Origin of the sequence: Methanosarcina sp. UBA289 (genome assembly GCA_002496565.1) — an archaeon.
GTDB lineage: Archaea > Halobacteriota > Methanosarcinia > Methanosarcinales > Methanosarcinaceae > Methanosarcina.
The window spans coordinates 256,944-281,440 of sequence record DAKJ01000018.1; the positions used below are offsets into that span (position 1 = coordinate 256,944).

The 24,497-nt window shown below is 40.1% G+C and carries 20 protein-coding genes and 2 tRNA genes; 5 read left to right on the forward strand and 17 right to left on the reverse strand.

What is annotated here, in order from left to right; translation table 11 throughout:
• Window positions 1–9: 9 nt before the first annotated feature.
• The 13 genes from BP549_RS09005 to BP549_RS09065 form a co-directional block, all read right to left on the reverse strand.
• Complete coding sequence (locus BP549_RS09005; RefSeq protein ID WP_292379953.1) at window positions 10–465, reverse strand: DUF1699 family protein; 456 nt, start codon at window positions 463–465, stop codon at window positions 10–12.
• A 225-nt stretch (window positions 466–690) separates the two neighbouring features.
• Window positions 691–2,988 carry a carbamoyltransferase HypF gene (gene hypF / locus BP549_RS09010; protein WP_292379956.1) on the reverse strand — a complete coding sequence of 766 codons (2,298 nt, stop codon included), beginning with the start codon at window positions 2,986–2,988 and terminating at the stop codon, window positions 691–693.
• Window positions 2,989–3,415: 427 nt separating this feature from the next.
• Window positions 3,416–4,042 carry a V-type ATP synthase subunit D gene (locus BP549_RS09015; protein ID WP_292374042.1) on the reverse strand — a complete coding sequence of 209 codons (627 nt, stop codon included), beginning with the start codon at window positions 4,040–4,042 and terminating at the stop codon, window positions 3,416–3,418.
• A 5-nt stretch (window positions 4,043–4,047) separates the two neighbouring features.
• Window positions 4,048–5,430 carry an ATP synthase subunit B gene (locus BP549_RS09020; protein ID WP_292374043.1) on the reverse strand — a complete coding sequence of 461 codons (1,383 nt, stop codon included), beginning with the start codon at window positions 5,428–5,430 and terminating at the stop codon, window positions 4,048–4,050.
• Between the two features lie 2 nt (window positions 5,431–5,432).
• On the reverse strand, window positions 5,433–7,169 hold the full coding sequence (locus BP549_RS09025; RefSeq protein WP_292374045.1) for an ATP synthase subunit A: 1,737 nt from the start codon (window positions 7,167–7,169) through the stop codon (window positions 5,433–5,435).
• Window positions 7,160–7,462, reverse strand: a complete 303-nt coding sequence (locus BP549_RS09030) for a V-type ATP synthase subunit F (RefSeq protein ID WP_292374046.1) — start codon at window positions 7,460–7,462, stop codon at window positions 7,160–7,162. Before BP549_RS09030 ends, BP549_RS09025 begins: the two co-directional genes overlap by 10 nt.
• Complete coding sequence (locus tag BP549_RS09035) at window positions 7,462–8,544, reverse strand: V-type ATP synthase subunit C (protein ID WP_292374048.1); 1,083 nt, start codon at window positions 8,542–8,544, stop codon at window positions 7,462–7,464. Before BP549_RS09035 ends, BP549_RS09030 begins: the two co-directional genes overlap by 1 nt.
• A gap of 6 nt (window positions 8,545–8,550) precedes the next feature.
• Window positions 8,551–9,102, reverse strand: a complete 552-nt coding sequence (locus BP549_RS09040) for a V-type ATP synthase subunit E (RefSeq protein WP_292374050.1) — start codon at window positions 9,100–9,102, stop codon at window positions 8,551–8,553.
• Between the two features lie 205 nt (window positions 9,103–9,307).
• Complete coding sequence (locus BP549_RS09045; RefSeq protein ID WP_292374052.1) at window positions 9,308–9,553, reverse strand: V-type ATP synthase subunit K; 246 nt, start codon at window positions 9,551–9,553, stop codon at window positions 9,308–9,310.
• A gap of 4 nt (window positions 9,554–9,557) precedes the next feature.
• A complete protein-coding gene (locus BP549_RS09050; RefSeq protein WP_292379957.1) occupies window positions 9,558–11,504 on the reverse strand; it encodes a V-type ATP synthase subunit I in 1,947 nt (648 codons plus the stop codon).
• A complete protein-coding gene (gene ahaH, locus BP549_RS09055; protein ID WP_292379959.1) occupies window positions 11,497–11,826 on the reverse strand; it encodes an ATP synthase archaeal subunit H in 330 nt (109 codons plus the stop codon). Before ahaH ends, BP549_RS09050 begins: the two co-directional genes overlap by 8 nt.
• A 754-nt stretch (window positions 11,827–12,580) precedes the next feature.
• On the reverse strand, window positions 12,581–13,762 hold the full coding sequence (locus BP549_RS09060; protein ID WP_292379961.1) for a radical SAM protein: 1,182 nt from the start codon (window positions 13,760–13,762) through the stop codon (window positions 12,581–12,583).
• Between the two features lie 141 nt (window positions 13,763–13,903).
• Window positions 13,904–14,791 (reverse strand): geranylfarnesyl diphosphate synthase, encoded by an 888-nt coding sequence (locus BP549_RS09065; protein WP_292379963.1) that lies wholly within the window; start codon window positions 14,789–14,791, stop codon window positions 13,904–13,906.
• Window positions 14,792–15,976: 1,185 nt separating this feature from the next.
• Between BP549_RS09065 and BP549_RS09070 the strand changes: the two genes are divergently transcribed.
• From BP549_RS09070 to hdhA (BP549_RS09085), 4 genes are all read left to right on the forward strand, one after another.
• A tRNA-Gly gene (locus tag BP549_RS09070) sits at window positions 15,977–16,048 on the forward strand.
• An 82-nt stretch (window positions 16,049–16,130) separates the two neighbouring features.
• Window positions 16,131–16,215: transfer RNA gene (locus tag BP549_RS09075), tRNA-Leu, on the forward strand.
• Window positions 16,216–16,611: 396 nt separating this feature from the next.
• A complete protein-coding gene (gene hdhA, locus BP549_RS09080; RefSeq protein WP_292379965.1) occupies window positions 16,612–17,391 on the forward strand; it encodes a 7-alpha-hydroxysteroid dehydrogenase in 780 nt (259 codons plus the stop codon).
• 618 nt (window positions 17,392–18,009) lie between these two features.
• A complete protein-coding gene (gene hdhA, locus BP549_RS09085) occupies window positions 18,010–18,777 on the forward strand; it encodes a 7-alpha-hydroxysteroid dehydrogenase (protein WP_292379967.1) in 768 nt (255 codons plus the stop codon).
• Window positions 18,778–19,210: 433 nt separating this feature from the next.
• Here the strand turns inward: hdhA (BP549_RS09085) and BP549_RS09090 are convergent, their stop codons facing one another.
• On the reverse strand, window positions 19,211–19,444 hold the full coding sequence (locus BP549_RS09090) for a DUF2795 domain-containing protein (RefSeq protein WP_292374067.1): 234 nt from the start codon (window positions 19,442–19,444) through the stop codon (window positions 19,211–19,213).
• A 469-nt stretch (window positions 19,445–19,913) separates the two neighbouring features.
• On the opposite strand from BP549_RS09090, the gene BP549_RS09095 reads away from it, so the two are divergent.
• Complete coding sequence (locus BP549_RS09095; protein ID WP_292374069.1) at window positions 19,914–20,249, forward strand: DUF2795 domain-containing protein; 336 nt, start codon at window positions 19,914–19,916, stop codon at window positions 20,247–20,249.
• Window positions 20,250–20,561: 312 nt separating this feature from the next.
• Here the strand turns inward: BP549_RS09095 and BP549_RS09100 are convergent, their stop codons facing one another.
• From BP549_RS09100 to BP549_RS09110, 3 genes are all read right to left on the reverse strand, one after another.
• Window positions 20,562–22,109 (reverse strand): MBL fold metallo-hydrolase, encoded by a 1,548-nt coding sequence (locus tag BP549_RS09100; RefSeq protein ID WP_292379969.1) that lies wholly within the window; start codon window positions 22,107–22,109, stop codon window positions 20,562–20,564.
• 97 nt (window positions 22,110–22,206) lie between these two features.
• The gene (locus BP549_RS09105; RefSeq protein WP_292379972.1) at window positions 22,207–22,716 is read right to left on the reverse strand and encodes a GIY-YIG nuclease family protein; all 510 of its coding nucleotides are present in this window, start codon (window positions 22,714–22,716) and stop codon (window positions 22,207–22,209) included.
• A 77-nt stretch (window positions 22,717–22,793) separates the two neighbouring features.
• Window positions 22,794–23,762 (reverse strand): ADP-ribosylglycohydrolase family protein, encoded by a 969-nt coding sequence (locus BP549_RS09110; protein WP_292379973.1) that lies wholly within the window; start codon window positions 23,760–23,762, stop codon window positions 22,794–22,796.
• Between the last annotated feature and the right edge of the window lie 735 nt (window positions 23,763–24,497).

Here is a 24,497-nt window from a genome sequence, read left to right on the forward strand (position 1 = left end):
TTATTATATTTAAACTTTGTTCATTCGTGGCCGCTCCGGGCCTGAAGGCAGAAAAGAGCTATGTAGCAAGTGCAGAATCATATCAGGGCTAATTTTTCTTATATTTATAATTTCACCAATTATTTCTTCCTCGGTTCTTCCTTGAACTTTTAATTCGTTTATTTTTTCAAGCACGTAAGCAGGTATTACGAAATAATTATTAAGATCGTGCCAGTGCCCGCTGACATCTCCTTTTATCAGATGAATACCTGAAGAAGTGAGGTACATCTTGATAAATTTAGAAAGTCCTTCGTAGGAAGATGCGGGAAGCTGAAGCAATTCTATCCCGGGACATGTCTTTACCAGACTAAACAGATCTCGGTCCGAAGGTCTAAAAGCAAGATGTACTGCCTTTTCCTCTGCCTCCAGGCCGGGAATCTCATCCCTGCTTGTTACGACTCTGATGCGTACACTACCTAGCCCCATTTATGCTCCCTTTCTTATCTAAGCATGTATCATTTATTTAATTTTGTATTTCAGTTTTTCTGATCAAATTTCAGTATAATCATTATATTAATACACGAGATTTACGAAAAAAGAATAAATGAGTAGAGGAATGCTGGAAAGTTTCTAAATCCAAACTTTCTAATGAAAAAATAAACATAGTTACTAAGAAATAGAGAGAGAAGTGGATAGGAAAGCTTTTAAAACTTATTCTCTGGTATTTATGTTCAATCCTGCCGCAAGAGCCTGCCCAAATGAAATACATCCGTCTCCACAAGGAACTTGGCGGTGGGCTAGGAATTCAAAACCTGCTTCTGTAACAGTTCCTGCAATGCATGAAGTGATGTGATTATTATAAGCAACTCCACCACTCAGACCTATCTTTTCAAGCCCCTTTTTTGTGGCAAGCGAGATGGCAAGTTCAGAAATTCCCCTAGCAAGGTTCTCTTCAACTGCAAAAGCAAGATCAGCAGGAGAATACTTGCCGGAAAGCTCATATACCCCCAAAAGAAGCTCGGTGGTATCAAGTACAGGAACTTCGGAGGCTTTTTCTTTTCTGAAGACTACAGGAAGATCTACGACATGGGTACTCTTCGTTGCGGCAGATTCGAGTTTCATTGCCGGTTCCCCTTCATAGGTTCTCATCTTGCATATACCGAGCAAGGCAGCCGCTGCATCTAGTACTCGTCCTGTACTGCTGCTTCGGACAACATTAACTCCAGTTTCAAGTTGTTTCATTACTGTTGAGAACTCCATAGATCCTTGAGGGAACTCAAGAGGGAGTTTTTCCAGTTCAGCTCTTCCAAGTTTCTCAAAAAGGATTCCCAGAACCATCCTTGAAGGTACCCTAGAGGCAAGATCTCCCCCTGGCATCGGCTGAGGGAGTAAATGCCCGATGCGCTCATATCCAAAGTAAGAGGATTCAAAGAGTTCCCCTCCCCAGATGGTACCATCAGCGCCATATCCTACTCCGTCAAGAGCAATTCCGAGAATTCGAGAATCGATAGGTAGCGAGTTGTCAGCCATAAGAGCCAACATGTGGGCTTGATGATGTTGAACCTGAAGGGTATTCTCCCCTCCCATTTTTAGTGCAAAGCGAGTTGTGTTAAATGAAGGATGAAGATCACAGCCCCAATAAAGGGGCTCGATTCCGGTAAGTCGGATAAGGTGCCTGACAACCTCGGAGTGATACCTGAAAGTTTCCACATGACTGGTATTTCCTATATACTGAGAGATATAGGCAAGCTTTCCTTTCGACACAGTAACCGTAGAATTCATTTCAGCCCCCACTCCTATAGAAGCTTCGACTTCAAAAGGTAACTCTATAGGTTCAGGCACAAAGCCCCGGGAACGCCGAATAAATGCTGCCCTTCCATTCACAATCCGGATAACAGTATCATCGTTTCTATTTGCAATAACCCTGTTATGCAGCAGGTAATAATCGACAATCCCTTTAAGTTTCTCAAGTGCCTCGTTATTTTCGACAACCATAGGCCTTCCGGGAAGGTTTGCTGAAGTCATAACATATGCAGCATCATGTACGCAGTCAAAAAGCAGATTCTGCGTGCCTGTATAAGGAAGCATGATCCCTATATTGTGCAGGCCAGGAGTAACCGATTCTGCCAGACTGGGTTCCTTTGACCTTGGAAGCACGGTAATAGGCCGGCGGTGGGAAGTTAAATATTCCCTGCCTGCGCCTTCAAGTTCTGCAAAGGTTTCTGCAACAGCAGCATTTTTTACCATAACCGCAAAAGGTTGTTCCGGACGTCTTAACCGTCTTCTAAGTTCCTTTACAGGTTCCTCCTTTCGTGCATTACAGGCAATATGGAAGCCTCCAAATCCTTTTATAGCAAGAATTGAACCCTGCTGGAGGAGGGCCGAGGCCTCAGTAATTGCTTCATACCCTTTTGCCAAGACATTTCCTTTGGAATCCGAAAGCCAGATCTCTGGCCCACACTTTGGGCAGCATACAGGCTGGGCATGGTATCTACGATTGAGAGGGTCAGTATACTCGGCTTCGCACTCAGGGCAAAGAGGAAAATCTACCATTGTCGTATTTTCCCGGTCATAAGGAAGAGTTCGGACTGTTGTATATCTGGGCCCGCAGTTTGTGCAGACTGTAAAGGGATAATGGTAATATCTGGAAGAAGGATCAAAAATCTCAGACCTGCACTGTTCACAAATTGCCGTATCAGGAGGAATTATTGAGTTTTCAAAAACTCCGGATTCGCTGGACACAATAATAAATTTAGAATATCCGGAAAACGGAACATTTTTTGTTTTTATTTCTGTAATTTTGGCAAGAGGAGGTTTTTTTTTCGGAAGATCTCCAACAAAATTGTCAAGGCTTTCCTGGTTCCCCTCTATGAGGATTTCCACATAATTTCCCAGATTTTTCACGTATCCGAAAAGCCCATGAGATTTTGCAAGCTGATATATAAAAGGGCGAAAACCTACTCCCTGTACAGTACCAGTAATATGGAGAAGCCTTGCTTCGTTTTGCATATAAATTAGAGATTACTGTTTGTCGTTAAAATAGCTTTCTAAATAATAAAAGTGTCCAACAATATAAGAAGTGGATTAAGATTTCAACTGCGGATTGTAAGCATAGAAGACATGCAAACTTCAATCTAACTACACCAAAATAAGGACATTTGTTAAAAATAAGCATAGAAATAATATCTTAAATGGAACAATTTCGACTAAAAACAGAAATCTGTGGCTGAATTCAGGATATGAATCATCCTGAAATTCAGGTCACAGAAAGTCTGGATTAATTGTTCTTATTATAATGATGAACCCCAGAACCATCATAAGAAGAGAAATTCTCCAGGCCACCTGCAATAGGCGGGCCTGGTTTTTGGGTTCAGCTAATTTAAATACTGCTCTTTCAACCAGATTAGGTTGATCATCACACGCTGCCATATTCAAATCAAGATTTAGTTCTTGCTTTGATTCTCTTCAACCGGAACGTATTCTCCCTTTCCATCTCTTCAAGAGTAAAGCGGATAAACTTCATGGTTGCAATGAGGTCTGGAATCACTTTGAATTCAAGAGCATTTACACGCCTTTTTGTCTTCTCGATTTCATCAAGAAGTCTCTTCATTGTAGTTTCCAGCTCTGCTGCCGTTATAATCTTTTCTACCAGGACCTCATAGGCATCTGCAGACTCATCAATGTATGAATTTGTCCCAACGATACCGTAACCTCTCTCAATGAGAGATTTGTGGACGCCTGTAGAACTGATTTTTGGCACCACGACACCCATGATGTTGTGGCCTGAAAGCTGGATTTCGGGAGATTCCTTCGCTGTAAAAGCGGTTGATTTGACCGCAACCATTCCGTTTACAGCAGAGGCGAGATTGATTTTTTCTGCAGCGCTTAGATAGGCAGCATCCAGTTCGGTTCTGACGTTCCTTGCCTCGTTAAGGATCTTAAAGAACTCAAGAATAAGACCATCTCTCTTCATCTTAAGGAGCTTGTGGCCACTTTCAGAGAGCTTGATTTTTTTCTTGAGCTCGATTAGCTCCGATCGAGTTGGTTTTACGTCTTGAGCCATGGTAATCACTGACCCTTTCTGTGTGCAGGATGGTATTTCTGGATGTACTTGTTGTCAATCCTACCCAGCTGGTTTTCAGGCAGGTGTGCAAGAATATTCCATCCAATATCCAGTGTATCTGCAATTGTCCTGTTTTCGTTTCTGCCCTGTGTAACGAACTTCTGTTCGAAGAGGTCGGCAAACTCAAGGAACTTGATATCTCTCTCAGACAGAGCTTCTTTACCGACGATAGCCACTAGACCTCTCAGGTCACGCCCTTCTGCATAACCTGCGTACATCTGGTCAGAAACTGCCTTGTGGTCTTCCCTGGTCTTGCCTGCTCCGATACCGGAGTTCATCAGCCTTGATAGGGATGGCAACACATTAATTGGTGGGTAGATACCTTTCCTATGCAATTCTCTTGAAACCACAATCTGTCCTTCAGTAATATACCCGGACAGGTCAGGAATCGGGTGGGTAATATCGTCACCAGGCATCGAAAGAATTGGAATCTGCGTAACTGATCCCTTTGCTCCCTTTACAATACCTGCGCGCTCGTAGAGAGTTGCAAGGTCAGTGTACATGTAACCAGGATACCCACGACGGCCAGGAACTTCGTTACGGGCGGCACCCATCTGACGGAGAGCTTCTGCATAGTTAGTAATGTCGGTCAGAATAACAAGAACGTGCATGCCGTGTTCGTATGCCAGATATTCAGCTGCAGTCAGAGCCATACGAGGAGTGACAATACGTTCGACAGCAGGGTCATCTGCCAGATTCAGGAACACCACAGCCCTTTCAAGAGCGCCGGTCTTTTCGAAGTCGCTCATGAAGTACTGGGCTTCTTCATTGGTAATACCCATTGCTGCGAAAACTACTGCGAAAGCCGCTTCTGATCCAGGCACAGCCGCCTGTCTTGCAATCTGCAGAGCAATTTCGTTGTGTGGGAGACCTGAAGCTGAGAAAATAGGCAGTTTCTGTCCACGGACAAGGGTGTTTGTTCCGTCGATTGTGGAGATACCAGTCTGAATGAAATCCTTTGGAGGCAGCCTGGCGTATGGGTTCATTGCCGCTCCGTTGATATCCAGAAGCTGGTCAGGCACAATCCTGGGCCCGCCGTCAAGAGGTTCTCCTGAACCTGAAAGGATCCTTCCAAGGAGATCGATGGATGCAGGGAGCTTCAGGGTTTCCCCTGTGAAGACTACACCACATTCCTTGTCCAGACTACCAGTACCTTCAAAAATCTGGATAACGACAATATCTGTAGATGAGTCCAGCACCTCGCCTCTTCGGGTTGTTCCATCAGGAAGGTTGATAGTAACGATTTCTTTATAGCCTACAGGCTCTGTTTTTTCAACAAAGACAAGAGGTCCTGCAATCTGAGTGATTGTCTTATACTCTTTTACCATGCTTACCTACCTCTCAGGGATGCAAACTCTTTATCCATCTTTGCCAGTACAGCATTCATAGCAGCATCGAAGTTCTCCTCGAACTTAACCTTCGGAAGCTCATCCTTGGACGACATCTTGACAATTTCCGAGACTGGAACACCTGATTTCAAAGCTTCCTGTGCAGCATCTCCGTACTTCATTATTGCCTGCATGATCCTGTACTGCTCAGAGAAGGGGCTGTAGGTATCTATTGGGTGGAATGCATTCTGCTGCAGGAAGATTTCCCTTATCATACGGCAAATTTCAAGCAGAAGCTGCTGATCGTCTGGCAGAGCGTCGGAACCTACGAGCTGCACGATTTCCTGCAGTTCGGATTCTGTCTGAAGCATTTCCATTGCTCTTTCTCTCAGAGCCACATAGTCAGGAGCCACATTGTCTGTAAACCAGTCGTTAAGGCTTTCCTTGTACAGACTGTAACTGTTCAGCCAGTTGATAGCCGGGAAGTGACGCCTCTGAGATAGCTTGGCATCGAGAGCCCAGAACACTTTCACGATACGCAGGGTATTCTGCGTAACAGGCTCTGAGAAGTCACCGCCAGGTGGAGATACTGCTCCAATGACAGTAATGGAACCTTTCTCACCGCAAAGTGATTCTGCAACACCGGAACGCTCGTAGAATTCGGCAAGTCTTGCAGACAGGTATGCTGGGTAACCTTCTTCACCAGGCATTTCTTCCAGACGTGAGGAAATTTCTCTCATAGCTTCTGCCCACCTTGAGGTGGAGTCTGCCATAAGGGAGACATCTAATCCCATGTCACGGAAGTATTCTGCAATGGTAATTCCGGTGTACACAGATGCTTCTCTTGCAGCCACAGGCATGTTTGAAGTGTTAGCGATAAGAACAGTACGCTCCATCAGTGGACGGCCGGTCTGCGGGTCTTCGAGTTCTGGGAATTCACTAAGAACGTCTGCCATTTCGTTTCCGCGCTCACCACAACCGATGTAAACCACAATTTCAGTGTCACTCCACTTTGCAAGCTGCTGCTGAGTAACAGTCTTTCCAGATCCGAAAGGTCCGGGAATTGCAGCAGTTCCGCCTTTTGCTACAGGGAAAAGACCGTCAAGGATTCTCTGTCCTGTAACCAGAGGCCTTTCTGGAGTAAGTTTTGCCCTTACAGGCCTGGGTCTCCTGACAGGCCACTTCTGCATCATCTGCAATTCGGTCCCATCAGTAAGGGTACAGACTGTATCTATTACCGTAAAGCTTCCGCTCTTAATGTCGGCAATTGTACCTGAGATGTCAGGAGGCACCATGATCTTATGTTCAATATTCACGGTTTCCTGTACAACACCGATTACTTCTCCACCTTTTACGATGTCGCCTTTCTTGACAATGGGTTTGAACTCCCAGAGTTTCTTGTGATCAAGCCCATCTGCGCTGACACCTCTCTGAATGAAGTTACCCATCTTCTCAAGCAGGACGTGTAGAGGCCTTTGAACACCGTCATAAATACTGGAAAGAAGACCCGGACCAAGCTCCACGGACAGAGACATACCTGTAGATACACAGGGTTCTCCTGGCTTGATGCCTGCGGTTTCTTCGTATACCTGGATGATGGTCTTGGGCCCCAATATCTGGATGACTTCACCCATTAAACCTTCATTACCGACTTTGACCAGGTCATACATTTTTGCCTGCAAGCCGATAGCGGTGACGACAGGCCCAGCCACACGATAAATTTCACCTTTTACTTCCACAGATCAACACCTACCGCTTGTTTTATCTTATCTCTTAAACTCGAGCCTGATCCGCTGCCTCCCAGGGCTACTACTGTAGGCTGGACAGACTCATTCAAGTTTTTCCTTAGAATTTCCGGCAGATTACCAATGTCATCATTATGCATTACAAGAATCCCGATACTCTTATCTTCAAGCACAGATTTTACAATGGACTCAGTGGCCGCGATATCCGCGGCTTCATAAACCTTCCTGACACCAGCCAGTCTGAATCCTGTAACAAACTCGCTCTTTCCGATCACCGCTAATTCCATTAGATAACCACCAACTGGTCTTTGATTAACTCATCATTGAGGCCAACTTCTTTACTCCTGAAAATGATCCGGAGATTAGTAGCCTCATTATTTTTATGAATAATATAGTCCAGAATAGGTACAACTGAGATCGGAGATACATGCGAAAGAATGGTTGAAGATTCAAGATAATATCTTGTGAGCCTGCTTTCAAGAGTAGTCAAAGAAGTTATATCCGGACCCGTAACGCCCGAAATTGCATCCCAGTACTGAGTTCTTTGAAGCTCATTGACAAATTCGTCATATGAGAGAGACGCCAGTTTCTCGGGCTTTAACTCAAGACCGCCTTCAATCATGAGAGGCATGATTTCGTCGAGCTGCGTAACTCCTGCTTTTTTCAGCCTGAAAAGGTTAATTAAATTCTTAACGTCTACTTCCAATCTGACAACTTTAACAAAGAGCTTGCGATCCTTAGATCTTGGTTTTCCGATTGCTTCAAACAAGATTGTATAATATAACTTATCAAGCTCGTTTTCTACGTATGCCAGGTTAGTTCCGTCAAACTTCTGCAGCAAGGGGTAATACTCGGTATATTTTAAGCCCTCAATGACTTCTTGATATGTGGCCTTTGCTGCAAGTTCTGACATAGAAGTGTAAGTAAACTCCCCGGCAGCAATCAGAGACTCCATGATATCTTCAGCAGATGCGTTGTAGATTTTACCACGAAGAAGTGTCTTTATGTTCCAGATGTCATATCTTTTCAGATATGCGACAATCAGGTAATTCAACTCTCCGGAGGTGATTCTTACCAACTTATCATAGGTGAGCGCAAGATTCCTGTTCAATGCATGTTCTGCCAGATCGCCACCACTATATTTCATTGCCAGTTCGTCAACGTCGTTTTTATATTCAGACTCTTGGATAAAGCGGGTAATTTCATCAATCCCCATATTAAGAAGCCGGGGATACGATTCTTTAGGGAGCAGCTTGCTCTTCATAGCGCGGACACGGGTTACGGCATAAGGATAGTTAGAAGTGCCTTTTTTTTTCTTATCGGATTTTCGTGAGGGTTTTTGTCCCCAGAGTCTCTCCAAAAGCCGCATCGAACATCACCCGTATAATAGATCAGATATCTGCTTCAATGAACGCTCATACACGTTTTTCAGGATTGAATCGTATGTGAAATCTAACCTGACTGTCCCATCTTCGTTTTCCAGAACAACTCCGCCAATCGAATCAATATTGCCAGCGTAAGATAGAGAAGTTAACTTCTTGACAATATCTTCTGAATCCTTAGAAGAGTAAACTCTAGCACCACTAGCTTCGTGCTTGTTGAGAATATATTTCAACAGCTCTTCTTTTTTGGATGCCGGCATTGACTTGATTTTTTCAACTGTCTGGATATAAACCTTATCTAGAAGATCCTTACGCTTGTTAAGCGTAATTCTTTTCACTTCCAGATTTGCACTTGATATGACCTGCTGGTGCAGATTTTGGAGGTCCTCTTCCGCTTTAGCTAGGCTATCCCCGAGCATTTTTTTCTGTATTTCTTTAGCTTCATTTATGATCTCGGAGGCCTTTGCATCGCCTTCGGCTTTTATACGGGAAACCTCAGCTCTTGCACCCTCTTGGATGTCTTTTACAACGATCTCTAGTCCCATGCTTACACCTCCAAATAAATTTAGAGCAAAAAAGTGCTCTAAAGCCTAGAGAAAAAAACTCTAAGCTGCTTAGAGTGCAACGATACTTAAGGGGGAACTTAGAGCATACAACCGCTTTAAGTCTGCCTGACGAGAAAAAAGTCCAGGTAGACTTAAAGACTTAAAAGCAATGCTCTAAGAAATTTAAGAGCGGGAGCTCTTAAATTTAAGCAGAATTGATAAGCAGTGCGACGACGAGACCGAAGATAACAATGGTTTCTGGAATGACAGTAAGGATCAGACCCTTACCGAATAATCCTTCGTTTTCTGCCATTGCGCCGATTGCTGCTGTACCAATATCTTTCTCAGCTATTGCAGATGCATATCCAGTAATTGCGATTGCGATTGCTGCACCGAGTGCTTTCATTCCTGCTGCGTCAAGAAAAAGACCTGTTGTTGCTCCATCTACCATGTTTTTATTCCTCCGTGTATTTTCTTATATATCCGAATGGGTTGAATTTTCTGCCCCCGCCTTGATAGAATTTTCCAAAGAATTCTACATACTGCAACCTGAGTGCATGCAGTCCGGGAGCGATAATACTCAGAACAGTGTTAAGGCCATGTCCGAGTATAAATACGAGAATTGCAGCTACGGCTGCGAAACCAATCTGAGAATGATCAGACCAGATCATTCCGAAGGCGATGTCATTGACTGTACCTGCGATATAAATCGAAGATAGACCGACTGCGATAATACGGGCATACGAGAGAGCGTTACCCATAAGAGATGGCAATTCGACCACACCAGCGATACCCTCGCCCATGGCGAGCATCACAATTCCCAGAACAAGAACAATAGCACCGACATACATCAATGCTGAACCGCCAAGATAACCAGCTGCTGCAAGGATTGCACCAAGCTCAATAATCATCCAACTGCCTTTTTCAAGAATAGCGTGTTTCATCCCGTGGTGCCTTAAGATGTTTGAAAATCCGAACAGGTACCCAAGATTTAAGTGAAGCAGTCCGACAAAAACGCTTAGTCCAATCATAGTCATTACCATGTGAGACCTGTGAATCGGGAAAGTAAATTCTTCTCCTCCAATACTCTCAAAGAGAGTGATAGTTTCCCAACCTGGAATCAAGCCCGGCGTTACTCCATGTACTGTATGTAAGCTCGCAAGCGAGAATCCAAGGAACTCACCATAAAGAACTCCAAAGATAATTGCTGAGATCTGACAATAAATGAGAATATTCATGAGATCATTCACTGCATCTGACTTCATTGCCTTCTTGATAGCCAGTGCAATTGTTCCCAGTATCAATGCGTATCCGATGTCTCCGAGAATCATTCCATAGATCAGCGGGAAGGTAATGAAAATCGCTGAGGATGGATCAATTTCAGTATATTTAGGCCTAGAGTACAGATCCATAACCTGCTGCAACGGTGCCACAACTTTTGAGTTGTTGTACTCGACAGGGGCACTTTCTTCTTCTTCCTCGTGGACTTCGAGGCTAGTGACGTATGCCTTGCCTTTAGTGGCACTGTTAACTACACTGACAAGTTTGTCATAACTCTCGGTGGGAGTCCATCCATCAATTATGAACGCGTTTTCAGATGTAGCTATTCTAAGAGGCAGCTCTGCTTTCTGACTCTCGATACTCAGAACCTCGTCGCTTGCAAGGATAAAATCGGCGTACCTTGTTTTCAAGGACTCGATCTCGCCCTTAAAGGATTCGATCCTTCTGGTGACTTCGGCTTCTCTCTGTTCAATGGATCTTAAAAGTTCGCTTGGGACACCACCTCTTTCCGGAACTCTAAGCTCTTTGAATCCAAGACCCTGAAGTAATTCGTAAACTTTGTCGGCATCATTTTTAGCTACAAACAGTACCACTGCTTTTGATTGAGGGTCAAAGTACAGTTCGTAAGCTTGGGTGATACTTGAAATCTGACTTGCTTCCAGGTTACTTTTTAAAGTGCCCGCGAAAACCTTGAGGCTTTCGTAGCCACGGTAATATTCAAAGTCAAGATCAATGGACAGATAAGGCAGGATTTCCCTTTTCTGGGAGTCCATATCTTTTAATTCATTTTCAAGCTGGGAAATAGATTCCGTTTTAGCTGAAATTGTCCTGTCCAGTTCATTTAACTTCGAGTCAAGTTCACGCAGAACAGCGTCAGATTTCTGAACTACCGGTTTTTTGCTTTCAATCCCCAAATAATTGGCGATAGAGCGGATCTTCACAAGCTTTTTAGAGACTTCTTCTCCGTTTTTAAATGGCTTGCTGATCTTAAAACCAGACTCGTCTTCGACAAAATCTTCGATATGAAAAAGATTTGTATCATGCAATGCATCGATGGTTTCTTTTAGAATGCTTTTGTGCCCGACAATAACGGCCCTTGTCATCTCTTTAGGTCTACTCATTAAGGACCGCCCTCTCAAACTCCTGTACAAGGTAATTGACGGATTTGTCGATGTTAGCTTGAGCTTTTTGGGACATGGCTAATGCGTTTTTTTCACCATCGTTTATGATCTTATCTCTTTCCTCCAGGATCTTTTTTTCACCCTCTTTAAAAGAGTCTTGTGCAGCTTTATGTGCATCGATTTCGGCCTGTTTCAGGATTTCCCTGGCTTCAGCCCGAGCTTCGGAGATACGCCTGCTTTTAGCTTCAATGGCTTCGTCAACCATTGATTTAGCGCTTCCCTCTGCTTTTTTTATTTCAGATAAGATTTCATTTTTAGCCATGTGAATCTCCGTCTCTCAAAATTTAATATATAAATTAATAATTAAAAATCCCTACTCCAATGGAGATAGTTAACAAATCCTTCGCAAAAGAACTATATAACAGCTTCGGTTTTATCAAAGAAGAGTGTAAGAACTATAATGAAAAATCATGATGTATATAGAGTATAAGAATTTTTTAAGAAGAAAATAATTATAAATAGCAAGATATATGAGTAAAATGAAAAAGATTAAATATAACAGTAAAAAATAATTAGATACTGACAGTGAAATATAATTAAGTACTGAAAAATTTCAGATAAAATGCTCAAAAATAAAATGTGAAGCGCAACCCGAATGAGTTGAGTAAAATCTGTAGAGTATATTCAAAATTCTATTAAAATCAGTTGAAAAATTATAAATGGATCATATTACACAAGCCAGTTTAGCTTCTTTTTTTCCAAATAAAAGGATATCAAGGATTTTTTAAGCACGAAATGAAAGTTATTTCGTTTGGTTAACGCTATAAAATTTTTTAATAAATAAATCCATTTTCGAGAAAAATCAAGCAATTCAAAAGCTAACTTTCTAAAATTGACTTCTATCCAAGCTCTGAAGAAGTATGGATCTGGTATGCAGATATCAGTAGTAAATATTTAGATTAGGAAAATAAACTCATTATCAGAGAAAAAGGAGAGTTTTAAGAAAATAATCCCTGAAAATACTTATTCTCCACACTGACAATTAAAAAATAAAATAAAAAATAACATAAAGAATGTTATTTTATCCTGTAAGGGATCTTTGCGCCCTGAGGTATTGTATGAATATATTCCTTCCGGAAATCAGGGTTGCGCATCATGCAATAAGCGGAATTATCCTTTTTGTAGGCATTATGCTTACCCATATGCTTCCAGATAGCTTCCAGGGATTCTTCACAGATATTTCCGAAGGAGAGCGGAGTGTAGGCACACGGCATTACTTCTCCATCCGAAGCAACATGTATCCATCTTCTGCCTGCAAAACACCCAAAAAGACTCGGACCCATAAAGTACGGGAATGCGGTGACTCTGGGACCCTCAGGTTTAGCATTCATCTTTTTCTGGAATTTCTCGAGCCGAGAGACATCCTTTTCCCCTATTACCTCATCCTCGTGATCAAGCCAACGTCCTACTGCAATAATCTCATAGATAGAGAGTTCATGCATTCCAAGATTAACTGCAAGGTTATAAAATTCCTCAAGGTCGTCAATATTGTGAGGGGAAACGACCACAAACATATCAGTGAGGATCCCGGCAGTTTTCGCATTCTTGATTCCAATGATTGCGTCTTTGTATGCCCCCTCTCGACCCCGAATACGGTCATGTTCGGCTTCAAACGGGCTGTCTATACTAATTCTTGAAGCGTATAGACCTGCGGCTTTAAGCTCTCTTGCCCTTTCTTCGGAAAGCCTGAAACCTGATGTGAAGCAGGTGGCAATTGCCCTGGATTTATCTACTCTGGCTACCATTTCAACAAGATCATTCCGGAGCATTGTCTCCCCGCCATCGAAAGAAATAAGATAAGAACCAAGATCCAGGCTTTGGTCTACAGCTCCTGAGATTTCATCAAGGGTCAATTCCCTTTCTGGCTTGATACCAGCTGCTCCGCAATGAATACAGCGGTTGGGACAGCGAGCAGTGATTCCTATTGAGAACTGGTCAGGAACTCTTTTTTTTCGGATAGCTGCAATCTCAGCACTTATCACACGGCTGAAAATAGGCCCAGGAATAGGCGGGATCCATGTGGAGAAAATAATCTCATTTTCATCCATTGAAATGGGTTTTTCTTCCGCAAAAATATTGTTTATACGCTTGAGGATGGGTTTTGCAAGCTGGGAAAGAGGACCTTCTGCATCAAGCACTATTTTTTCGTTTTCTGTACTGGCATTTACCTTAATCAACGGACTTTCATATACTCGCATGGATACACCTGGTAAAGTTGTTAGCAAAAATGGAAGACTAATTAGAGACTTATTAAAATAGATAGAAGCTAGTAATATTATTTTCATTATATAGAGGAATTCAATAGAGCTACAATTCATTTTTCAGGAAGAGCTGAGTAATTAAACATTCTCAAGCATATCGATAGTTATATAATCTGTAATCTGAAAAAGTTTATCCCTTGCCGGACATGCTTTGACTGTCACAAGGGTTTCTTTTGCTGCATTAACACGAAGTTTTACGGCATCTATGGATTTTTGTACTGCTTCTTCCTTTGACATACTCTTCATGTATACATGAGGCAGAGTTTCAGATGTAAATTTTGATTCTTTGCCTTCGACTACTTCCAGAAACTCAAGAATATCGTCAACAATCTGGTATGCAGTTCCCAAGCAATTTCCGAAGAAACTAAAACGACCGGCCAGGACTTCATCAGCCCCTCCAATATATGCCCCAATAGAAGCGCTGATCGCAAATAGAGAGGCCGTTTTCTTGTAAATGCACTCGAAATAGTTGCTCTCCTCGAAATTGTTCTTATCGAGTCTCAGATCGAGAACTTCTCCTTCAGCCATGTCCATTCCTGCTTTTCCAAAATCTCTGACTACTTTTTCCCCATAAGGAGAAATAAACTCAAAACATTTTGCAATTAAATAGTCACCACAAAGAAGCGCCTTAGAAGGGCCAAATTTTTCAGGGGCTGAAGGCAGATTTCTTCTAACAAGCCCCTGATCCAGCAGGTCATCATGGATGAGGGAAGCCGAGTGCATCATTTCAATAGCAAGAGCTGCATCGAGGCTCTGACGGTACGAACCCGAGCAGATCTCACTGGATAGAAGGAGAATAATTGGTCTGATTCTCTTTCCTCCGGTATTACAGACATGCTCGACCATTTTTTTTAAGCTGGACTCATTCATTTGAGCAATGAAGTTATTTATTCCTAATTCGACATATCTGTATTCTTCCCACTCTTCAATATTCATCAATATTACTCCGTATACTTGAACGGGCATCCGATAACGATCTTATACGACTCAAACTTAAGTTCAGAAACACAGCTTAGTAAATATCTACTATTTCCTTCAACAAGGTAAGAAGGAAGCTGCCTGTATATTCTAGATGAACCTTCAAGTTATCATTGTTTTCGTCCCTTAGTTCAAAAACTGTCATTGTGGGGCCATCTCAAGATTCCATATTAAATAATTTTCTAGAATTTACTTTTATTTTCTGGGATTTTGTAATTAATTATGAAACTTTACTTTTGCCCGACACACCAAAACACACACGCCAGAAAAGACCAGCAGTAAGAAAAAGTGCGAGCAGTATTTTCTTTTGTATTCGTTTAAAACTCCGTATAACGCAATCATTACATTAACTTTTTGTTAAGCTCTGAATATTTATAAGTTACAAAATGAGTATGCAAAATATTGGAAGAAAACTTGACCAAAAATCTCTAAATAGAGACCAAGTAAACTATGCCCAGAGTAGAACCACTTTCAGGTCACGCAAAAATTTGCATTCTTATAGAAGAGATATCCATAAGATATCGGAGAAACATCCTGATAGAAAACTGAAAGAAAAAAATACCCATCCAAGAGTGTATAAAAAAATAATGTTTGTTTTTCCACTAAGACAATAAAATTACTTTCACATTTATACTGTCGCGTATCTTCAAATGTTAAATAATAATTTTTTGAAAGATAGACACAGGAAAAAATGTGCTTTTATTAAAAAATTATAAAAAATAGAGAATTTAACAAGGAATCAGAGTAATAAAATAAGATTATTAAGAGTATATTTTTTTGAATATACTCTTAAATATATGTGTTCAAAAAGTCCTTCTTACACAAAAGGGAGGTTGACAATAAGATATAACTAAGCATATAAAATTAAGATATATAACAGATCAATGATATAAACGGGAGTTTATACCCATTAATGGCAGATTTTATAATTATATCTTATTCTATCCCTCTATCAGACAATTTGAAGCAAAGGACTGTGATTAATTCGTCCAGCTATTATATTTAAAAAATGCATGTGTAGAGGAGGTCATTATAATATTTTCAACTGCGGACGCCACTAAGCCAGAGAATATGTAGAGATAAATTTTCCGTAGAGCTCTATTAAAAAGGCTTGTGGAGCTTGAGTAGCGAAAAGAATATATATAACAAATACCTCTAGATGTGTTGCAGTTTGCGTTGATGGTCTAGCGGCTATGACTTGGGCCTTCCAAGCCCAAAACCCGGGTTCGAATCCCGGTCGGCGCATTTAATTTTTCTTTAAAAATCTAAATTGCTCTTTTTATTTTTTATATTAAACTAAATACATTAAATGAAATCGAGCATTAGTGCGAGGGTTGCCCAGCCAGGTCAAAGGCGATGGGCTTAGGACCCATTTTCGTAGGAATTCGTGCGTTCGAATCGCACCCCTCGCATATATTTTCAGGGATAGATACGATTTCTAAAAAATATCGTCTTCTCCTACTATGATGTTGTTCTTCTCATACATGTATCACTTATGTTATATATTAAAGAGTTTTTAAGAAAAATGGAAAGAGTCGGTTTTAGTAGTATCAACCGTAGAAGATATATTAAAATTGGAAGATATATTTAAATCGTAAGATATATTTAAATTGGTGGAGAAAACATACCTTAATGGGGGGATTTGCTTAGTTGTAGGAAGCATTCTGCCTTGAAGTCTGCCTTGAAGTACTTTCTTTGCCTTACTTTTAAGTAGAGATTACTATAATTACGGATTAACAAAAAAGTAACTATACAGATCTCTAAACAAAAAATAAGTAGAAGATAATATCTGTTGAGGAGGGGAGATAATGAAATTTGAAGATTTATTTGGATTGAAGGACGAAGTTGTCATTGTAACAGGCGGTGGGGCTGGAATTGGACGAGCTATATGTCATTTATTTGCAAAAGCTGGTGCTTCTGTTGCTGTAAGTGATATAAATACTGAGGCAGCATACAAAGTAGCTGATGAGATCAAAGCAGATGGCGGAAAAGCCTTTGGAAAATCCTGTGATGTTGGAAAAGAAGAAGATCTTGTAGATCTTGTTGATGAAACCATTGAAAAATTTGGAAAAATAACTATTCTTGTTAATAATGCCTCTGGCGGAGGTCCTAAACCTTTTGATATGCCTATGGATGATTTTATATTGGCATATAAAATAAATGTTTTTGCGAATTTCAGATTGAGTCAATTGTGTGTTCCTTATATGGAAAAGATAAGGCATGGGTGCATTTTGAATATTAGTTCTATGGCCTCCGAAGGCATAAATTATAATATGACCTCATATTCATCAGCAAAAGCCGCTGTCAATCATCTTACTAGAAACATGGCTTTTGAGCTTGGCCATAAGGGTATAAGGGTCAATGCAATAGCTCCTGGAGTCACTATGACTGAAGGACTTAAAGCGATTTTAACACCTGAAATTGAAAAAAATATGCTCAAAAGAATTCCGCTTGGTAGATTAGGCTATCCTGAGGATATTGCTCAGGCTGCTTTGTTTTTATGTTCTCCTGCGGCTTCCTGGATAAGCGGACAAGTTCTAACCGTCGGCGGTGGAAGTGGTGGGAATGTTCAAGACTGGACGGGTTAATTATTTTTGTAATGTTTAGTTTAAAACTATGACTGTCAATATACAAAGTGATACATTGAACAGATCTGTTACTAATAATGGAATAAATGTTATACTCTTGCTCAGAATGTTATACTCTTACTCATGTACTTTTTCAGCAGCAGAAAGCATATTTGTAAAATAAATAGTTGAGGTTTTTTATCCGACCTTCCACAGATATATTCGAAAAATAACATTTTTCTTGTTATCTTTATTGGAAAACTATTGGAAAATCTACAGTTATTATTCCAAAGTGGTATGCAGAATATGTTGAGAAATGTTCATTTTCCAGTGCAAACAGTATGCAGAATAACTAATGAAAGTACAGTTTCTTTCAAAGTCATAAAATGAGAATGGATTCCGAACAGAACGAACCTTCTTCATGTTAGGGATATTCGGATTGGTGGAGAAAACATACCTTAATGGGGGGATTTGCTTAGTTGTAAGAAGCATTCTGCCTTGAAGTCTGCCTTGAAGTACTTTCTTTGCCTTACTTTTAAGTAGAGATTACTATAATTACGGATTAACAAAAAAGTAACTATACAGATCTCTAAACAAAAAATAAGTAGAAGATAATATCTGTTGGGGAGGGGGAAAATAATGAAATTTGAAGATTTGTTTGGATTGAAGGACGAAGTTGCCATTGTGACAGGTAGTGGAGCTGGAATTGGACGAGCTATATGCCGTTTATTTGCAAAAGCTGGTGCCTCTGTTGTTGTAAGTGATTTGGATACTGAGGCAGCATACAAAGTAGCTGATGAGATCAAAGCAAATGGTGACAAAGCCTTTGGAAAATCCTGTGATGTTACAAAAGAAGAAGAGCTTGCAAATCTTGTTGATGAAACCATTGAAAAATTTGGGAAAATAACTATTCTTGTTAATAACGTTGGTGGTGGAGGTCCTAAACCTTTTGATATGCCTATGGATGATTTTATATGGGCATATAAACTAAATGTCTTTTCGGGATTCAGATTGAGCCAATTATGTGTTCCTTATATGGAAAAGATAAGGCATGGATCCATTTTGAATATTAGTTCTATGGCTGCCGAAAATATAAATGTAAATATGACCTCATATTCCTCATCAAAAGCCGCTGTCAACCATCTTACTCGAAATATGGCTTTTGAGCTTGGCCCTAAGGGCATACGCGTTAATGCAGTAGCTCCTGGAGCCATTATGACTCAAGCACTTGAAACAGTTTTAACACCTGAGATTGAGAATAATATGCTCAAAAAAACTCCACTTGGCAGATTAGGTTATCCTGATGATATTGCCCAGGCGGCTTTGTTCTTATGTTCCCCTGCAGCTTCCTGGATAAGCGGACAAATTCTAACTGTCAGCGGTGGAGGAACTCAAGAACTGGACTAATAAAAAGAAAATATTAATGTGAAAACAATCAATCACATCCTTTAGGAATAGATTATCTCAGAATTTTCACGCTTACTTTTGCAAATGACTGCTCAAAATAGTCTCAACTTTTCTTCAATTTGAAAAAAATGGATGTTGAATTGCTATTGTATCGCCTATTGAACTTTCAAATAGTTTTGAATCTGCGAAATCATTTTAGGATACAACAATTCACAAAATAATTGGGTCTATTATAGTATTAATAATTGGCTCTTCGTTATTTTGAGTGAGTAATTACATCAATTCCCCATATGGAAATAGCATGCATAAAATTGATCCATGTGTTGTTAAAAATCACATTCAATCTCGATAATTCTCATTTAGACCGGCCAATTTTTTAACTAAGTGATTATTCTCAACCCATGAAAATCGAAGAGCCAATAAGTTATGCTTTTTAGGATGAGATCCCGATATAAATATTGTGAAGTTCCTTGGCGACATCCTCAGCGCTATCATATTTTCTGTCTGGAAGCATGCCAAGTTCCTGCAGTATATCCGGGATCGCTCCACTCTTCCTTTCTTGTTCAATAATGTCTTTCCTGTTTACAGGAAAATCTATATTTGCTAATATTTTCTGAATTTCCATTGGAAGTTCTTTAATACTTCCATCCTTACTATCAGTTTCCACGATATCCCCTTTGCTTTTGTTTAGTTTCCTTTAAACTCCTTGACAATATCCGTAGCTTTTGTATACTCCTTCTCTGGAGTTATTTATACTCCACAGAATATCGTCGCGCTATTTTCCTTAGCACTTAACAAAATCTTCCTTCTTTGCAGCAAAATCAATACTTATTAAAGCTTTCTGAAGGAAGCCGAACTTGTCAGTATGAATATATGTTGATTTACTATATGAATGTTAACATTTATTTATAAAATTATGTTAAAAATTAGCAAATAACAAAATGTTAGTATTAATATATAATATATTTTTGTAAAAAAAGTTACATATTCTGAAAAAATAATTAATTTTTCTCTTTTTGAGCTTAAATTCTTGAGAAGAATTTCCAGCATCAAAAGAAATGTTTTCAAATAATATAATTAAGTATTTATTTATATAATTAATATAATTATACGATTTGGGGGTAAATCCATAAAACATGCGGAAAGTGAAAGGTATGAGAGCAAGTGCCAGCAGTATGCAGGATATATTAAGAAATGTACATTTTCCAATTAGAAAAGAACAAGTTTTAGAGCATGCTAGAAAGCAAAATCTTTCCGAAGAGGTAATTAAACAGATAGAAATGATTCCCGACGAGGAATACAAGTCAGCTGACTCCCTTATGCAAGCGATAGATGCAGCCAGCCAAAAAATCGGTGGGGGTGGAGGAGGAAAAAGCCAGTCATTCGGTGGAACCGGAGTTGGTGAAACTGGAGAAGGTGGTCCCTCGTCAGGAGGAAGTAGTCAGGGTTTCGGAGGGAGAGGAGGAGAATAAGCAAATTCCTCCAGAATAGTCATTGACAGATTATTTGCATCGGATTTGGAGTATAAAAGAGATTGGACTTGCCCCCAGTTAATAATAACGGCCGATTTTGCAAAGTTACAATCTAAATTAATTCTGAATAAAAATTAACAGAATATAGATCTTTGGTCTGTAGATCTTTAGTTTTTTGATTATGATTATTCAATCTTTGATCTCGATCTTTGATTTTTTATGTTTAATAATATTATTTTTGATTATTCAATTTTGACATTAGATCTATGACACTCAACTTTTGATGATTTCAGGATTTCTTTGTCGAAATATTCACAAATATTCTAGAGAGATACATTTTTGCCCTGCAAAATATCTCTCTGAACCTGTGTACTCGAAAAGTTTTCCATTATCCAGTACGGATATCGAACCATGTCCGCAGCAGATCATGCATTTTCGGTTTTTTTTGGAGAGCTTATTATCAATCTCTGAAATGAGGGAAAGAAGAGCCTGTCTTTCCTCTCGTGCAAGCTTGCTGTCAACATTCACTGATGTCATAAGATAATCAGCCAGAACATTATATTCCGTTCTCTCAGGGCTCAAGCTTTTGAAATTGATCATTGCGTCTTCAGGAAAGAGCAGCCCCTCTTCAGGACAGAGATAGAAGATTTCTCCATGCATGTGCCCGCCCATACCTGCAAGAGCTTCGAACTCCAAGTCACCAATAAGAAAACGAGCAACAATAGGAAATTCACCCCGTTTTTCGATTGTTTCATCTAATAAGGAGACTTCTGGAAAGAGAACTGTATTTGTAGGAGGAGTAAACCTTGAAAAAAGGTTAATTATCTTCGTATAAACCTCTTCCAGAATACAATCCTGGTTGCTTGATCCATAAGCTCTGCTGGTTTCCCGCGTGATCAAAAAAGTTTCGCGATTAAGATAGGATGGCGCGGGAAAAAAACCTGCAGCTCCACAATGATCAGCATCGGCATGGGTAATATAAATCCTTTTAAGCCGGCTCAAATCCCCAAGTCCGTAGTGCTGGAACATATTCACAATGTCCTGAAAATAAATTCCATAACCAGTGTCAATCATGACCCTTTCGGAAGAAGTATCAAAGAGATAGATGTTTCCCCCACAGGGAGGTTGAAAACAGAAAAGTTCAATATCATCCTTTATTCTGACTCTCTGCACGTCGGCATAAAATTTGTCTCCTGACGTCTGGTTAAGGCATTCCCCTACTTTCAAAATGCTCTCAAAAACCTCAATAGGGTCTTTCTGAAGGTTTGAGAGTTCCTGAGTAATATGATTAATGTCATGCAGGAATCGCATCAAAAAAGCATCTTCGGCGCTCCCAATAAACGATCTGAGCTTCTGCGCCAAGCGAAGGTAAAATACCGTATCATCAAGCTTCTCCCCGGTTGTATCATATTCTAAAATCTCTAGCCTGTATCTGGACTTAAGCTGATTCAGAAGGGCATCTATCATGTTAGGGTTCTCGATGTGAAGACCTACAACGAGCCTTTCAGGATGCTGTCCCCGATCATCAAAATCAAGATAAGTAATGTTTGATCTCGATGAGGTTATATAATTCAGGAATTCAAATAAAGCACCAGGACAATTCGGGAGGTAAACGTGGAATTTCAGAAACGCTACTGACTGAAGGGAAGTCTGGAGATATCCTATTTTTTCAAGCTCTTCACGGATTTTTTCATAAGCCTGCGGAAGAGCCTTCACTTCAAAAAAAACAGTATGTGTATCTATCCTGCGGTCGTACTGAATCCTGTTAATATTTCCCTCGTAGCGTGTGATAATTTCGGCTGCCCTGTGCAATGCCCCGGGTATATCAGGCATGCAGGCAATAAAAGAGAATTGTTCCATTGGATATCCCCTTATTAAACAATCCTATTTTTGATAATTAGATAAATCCTGTTTTACCTTAAGCTTTCCTGCTGTACAGAAAATAGAAAATTGAGGGTTAAATTTCTAGTATAAAGGCAGAAAGTCCTAGAGTTTCAAAAGCTTCACTGATCTCTAAAAGAGGATTTTTGGTTCTATAGAAAAGATGAGAGCTGCATTTACAGTCTGTGCACCCGAAGCCGGACACCGAATTCCCTCCAATCCTGCTGGCAAGTTCACATTCAAGCCGCGCAGAAGTAAATGCATAAACCGCTGAAACCAACCTGAAAGCATGATTCAGATGAAGATAATCTACGTGCCATTTAGGATTTCGATCTCGATTCTGAGATAGATCGATGTGTCTCTTTACCCTTTTAAGGCCTCCTGAACCCAGAGCCGATCCCACATATATATGAAATCCCGGATAGAAAGAGAACTCGCCCTTTTTGCCTACCTCAATATTACAGGCTTGATTTTGGAATATCAAACAGTAGACGCCTTTTCCGGAAAAAATATCTTTTTCAGAATAATCATTTTTTTCAGAGTAAAAACTTTTCTCGGAATATCCACTTTCTTCGGAAAAATTCATTTAGATACCTCAATTTGACTTCAAGACCTCAGCTTAACTTCAAGACCTAAACTTAACTTCAAAACCGCAATTTAATTTCAAGACCTGGATTTAATCTCTGAAAGCTGAAAATATTTTTCAAGCAGAGGACCGACCATTTTCTCCAGTATTTCTTTCTCCTTAAGCGCTTCAATCCAGGAAACCGGTATGGCTTCAATTCCCAGCCTGGCCCCAAGAATACCTCCTGCCACGCTCGCAACCGAGTCTGAGTCTCCGGTAATATTCACTGCGGTCTGTACTGCTTTTTTGTAGTCATTTGGATAGCGTAATATGCAGAAGTATGCAAGGGCAAAAGTTTCGTCTGCATACCAGCCCTGCCCGAGTTTCTTCAAACCTTCTTCATCTTCAATGCCACTATAAGCCATATAATAAGAGTTTTCCAGTGCCTGAGTGAACTCCTGAGAGATTCCCTGAGTTACCTCAAGAAGCAGTTTAAACATTTCTCTGGGTTCCAACCCGTCAAGGATCAGTTTAACTGCGTATGACCCTGCGATGGAAGCAGCTTCTGAAACTGGATGGGAGTGAGTGATTCGGCCTGAAATCTGGGCAACTTTAATCAGTTTTTCAGGGTTATTCCTATAAACAAAACCGATGATTCCAGCTCTCATAAGGCTTCCGCAGGTTTTGGAGCTGATTCCGGATTTGCTCCAGGGAATACCATCCTTAAGGCTCAGGGCTGCTCCTCTGGTAGTCGCCCCAGCACCCAGGTCAGGCTCATCCAGCCAGAGTACAAGTTCCTCTGCTATCTTGCCCATAAGCTCAGGAACTTCAAGTTCTGCTCCTCGAAGCAGACCCCTGGCAAGTACAAGCATCAACTGGGTATCATCAGTCCAAGGAGAACTAGGAAGGAGTTCAAGGATTCCTTTTTCCCCATACTTCATTTTTATTTGCTCAAGGGTTAGATGTTCTACAGGGCGCCCGAGAGCATCTGCGCAGGCTGTACCAAATAGGTAGCCGCGGAGTTCTTTTTCGAGATAAGGAGAGTCCTGTATATTTTCTGTCTTCATCGTTCCACTCCATTCATCTCTTAGTTACACGTTTAGATACTATCTCAATATGTGATTATTTATATAGAAATGAATGATCCTTATTTTTTAAATTAAATATTTTTTGATCTCTCTTAAAAGTTTCAGATAAAAGTAAGATTTTATGACCTCATTCCAAACTCAAAAATTAACCTTGAATCCTAAAATGGGAAAAGTATTTAAAATACTGCCGTATTGAGAAAATAAGTAGTATTTTTGTGAGTATTTGCGAAATGTCATATATAGCTTTGTGATTTTGAGCTTATTCAGATTTTGACAGTTTACGATTAAAAAATTACCCAAAAAGTATTGTGACCTACTATAACTTGCATTATAATAAAAAACCAGAATAAATACTCTGATGTTACAGATCTATTTAGATTTTCGATATGCACCAATGACTTTTAGGTGGCATTTAATACAAGTACTTTCTAATTTTCACTATGGAAGTTTTAGTTAATTGTAGTTTGCCAAAATTAATGAAAATGCTTTAAATACAGATAAACAGCCTATGATTTCTTTTTTAGCTAAAAAATTACATCTAATGCCTTTAAAATATCACCGTTAAAAAGAGCTTAATACAGAATTCAGCGAAGAGACTTAACTAATATTGCATCTATTTAGGAAAATCACATTTTATATGATTTTTTCCGCAAAATTGCACAAAATTACAAATATTAATGATGTATTTAAAATTCAAATCGGGTTTTTTCCTTT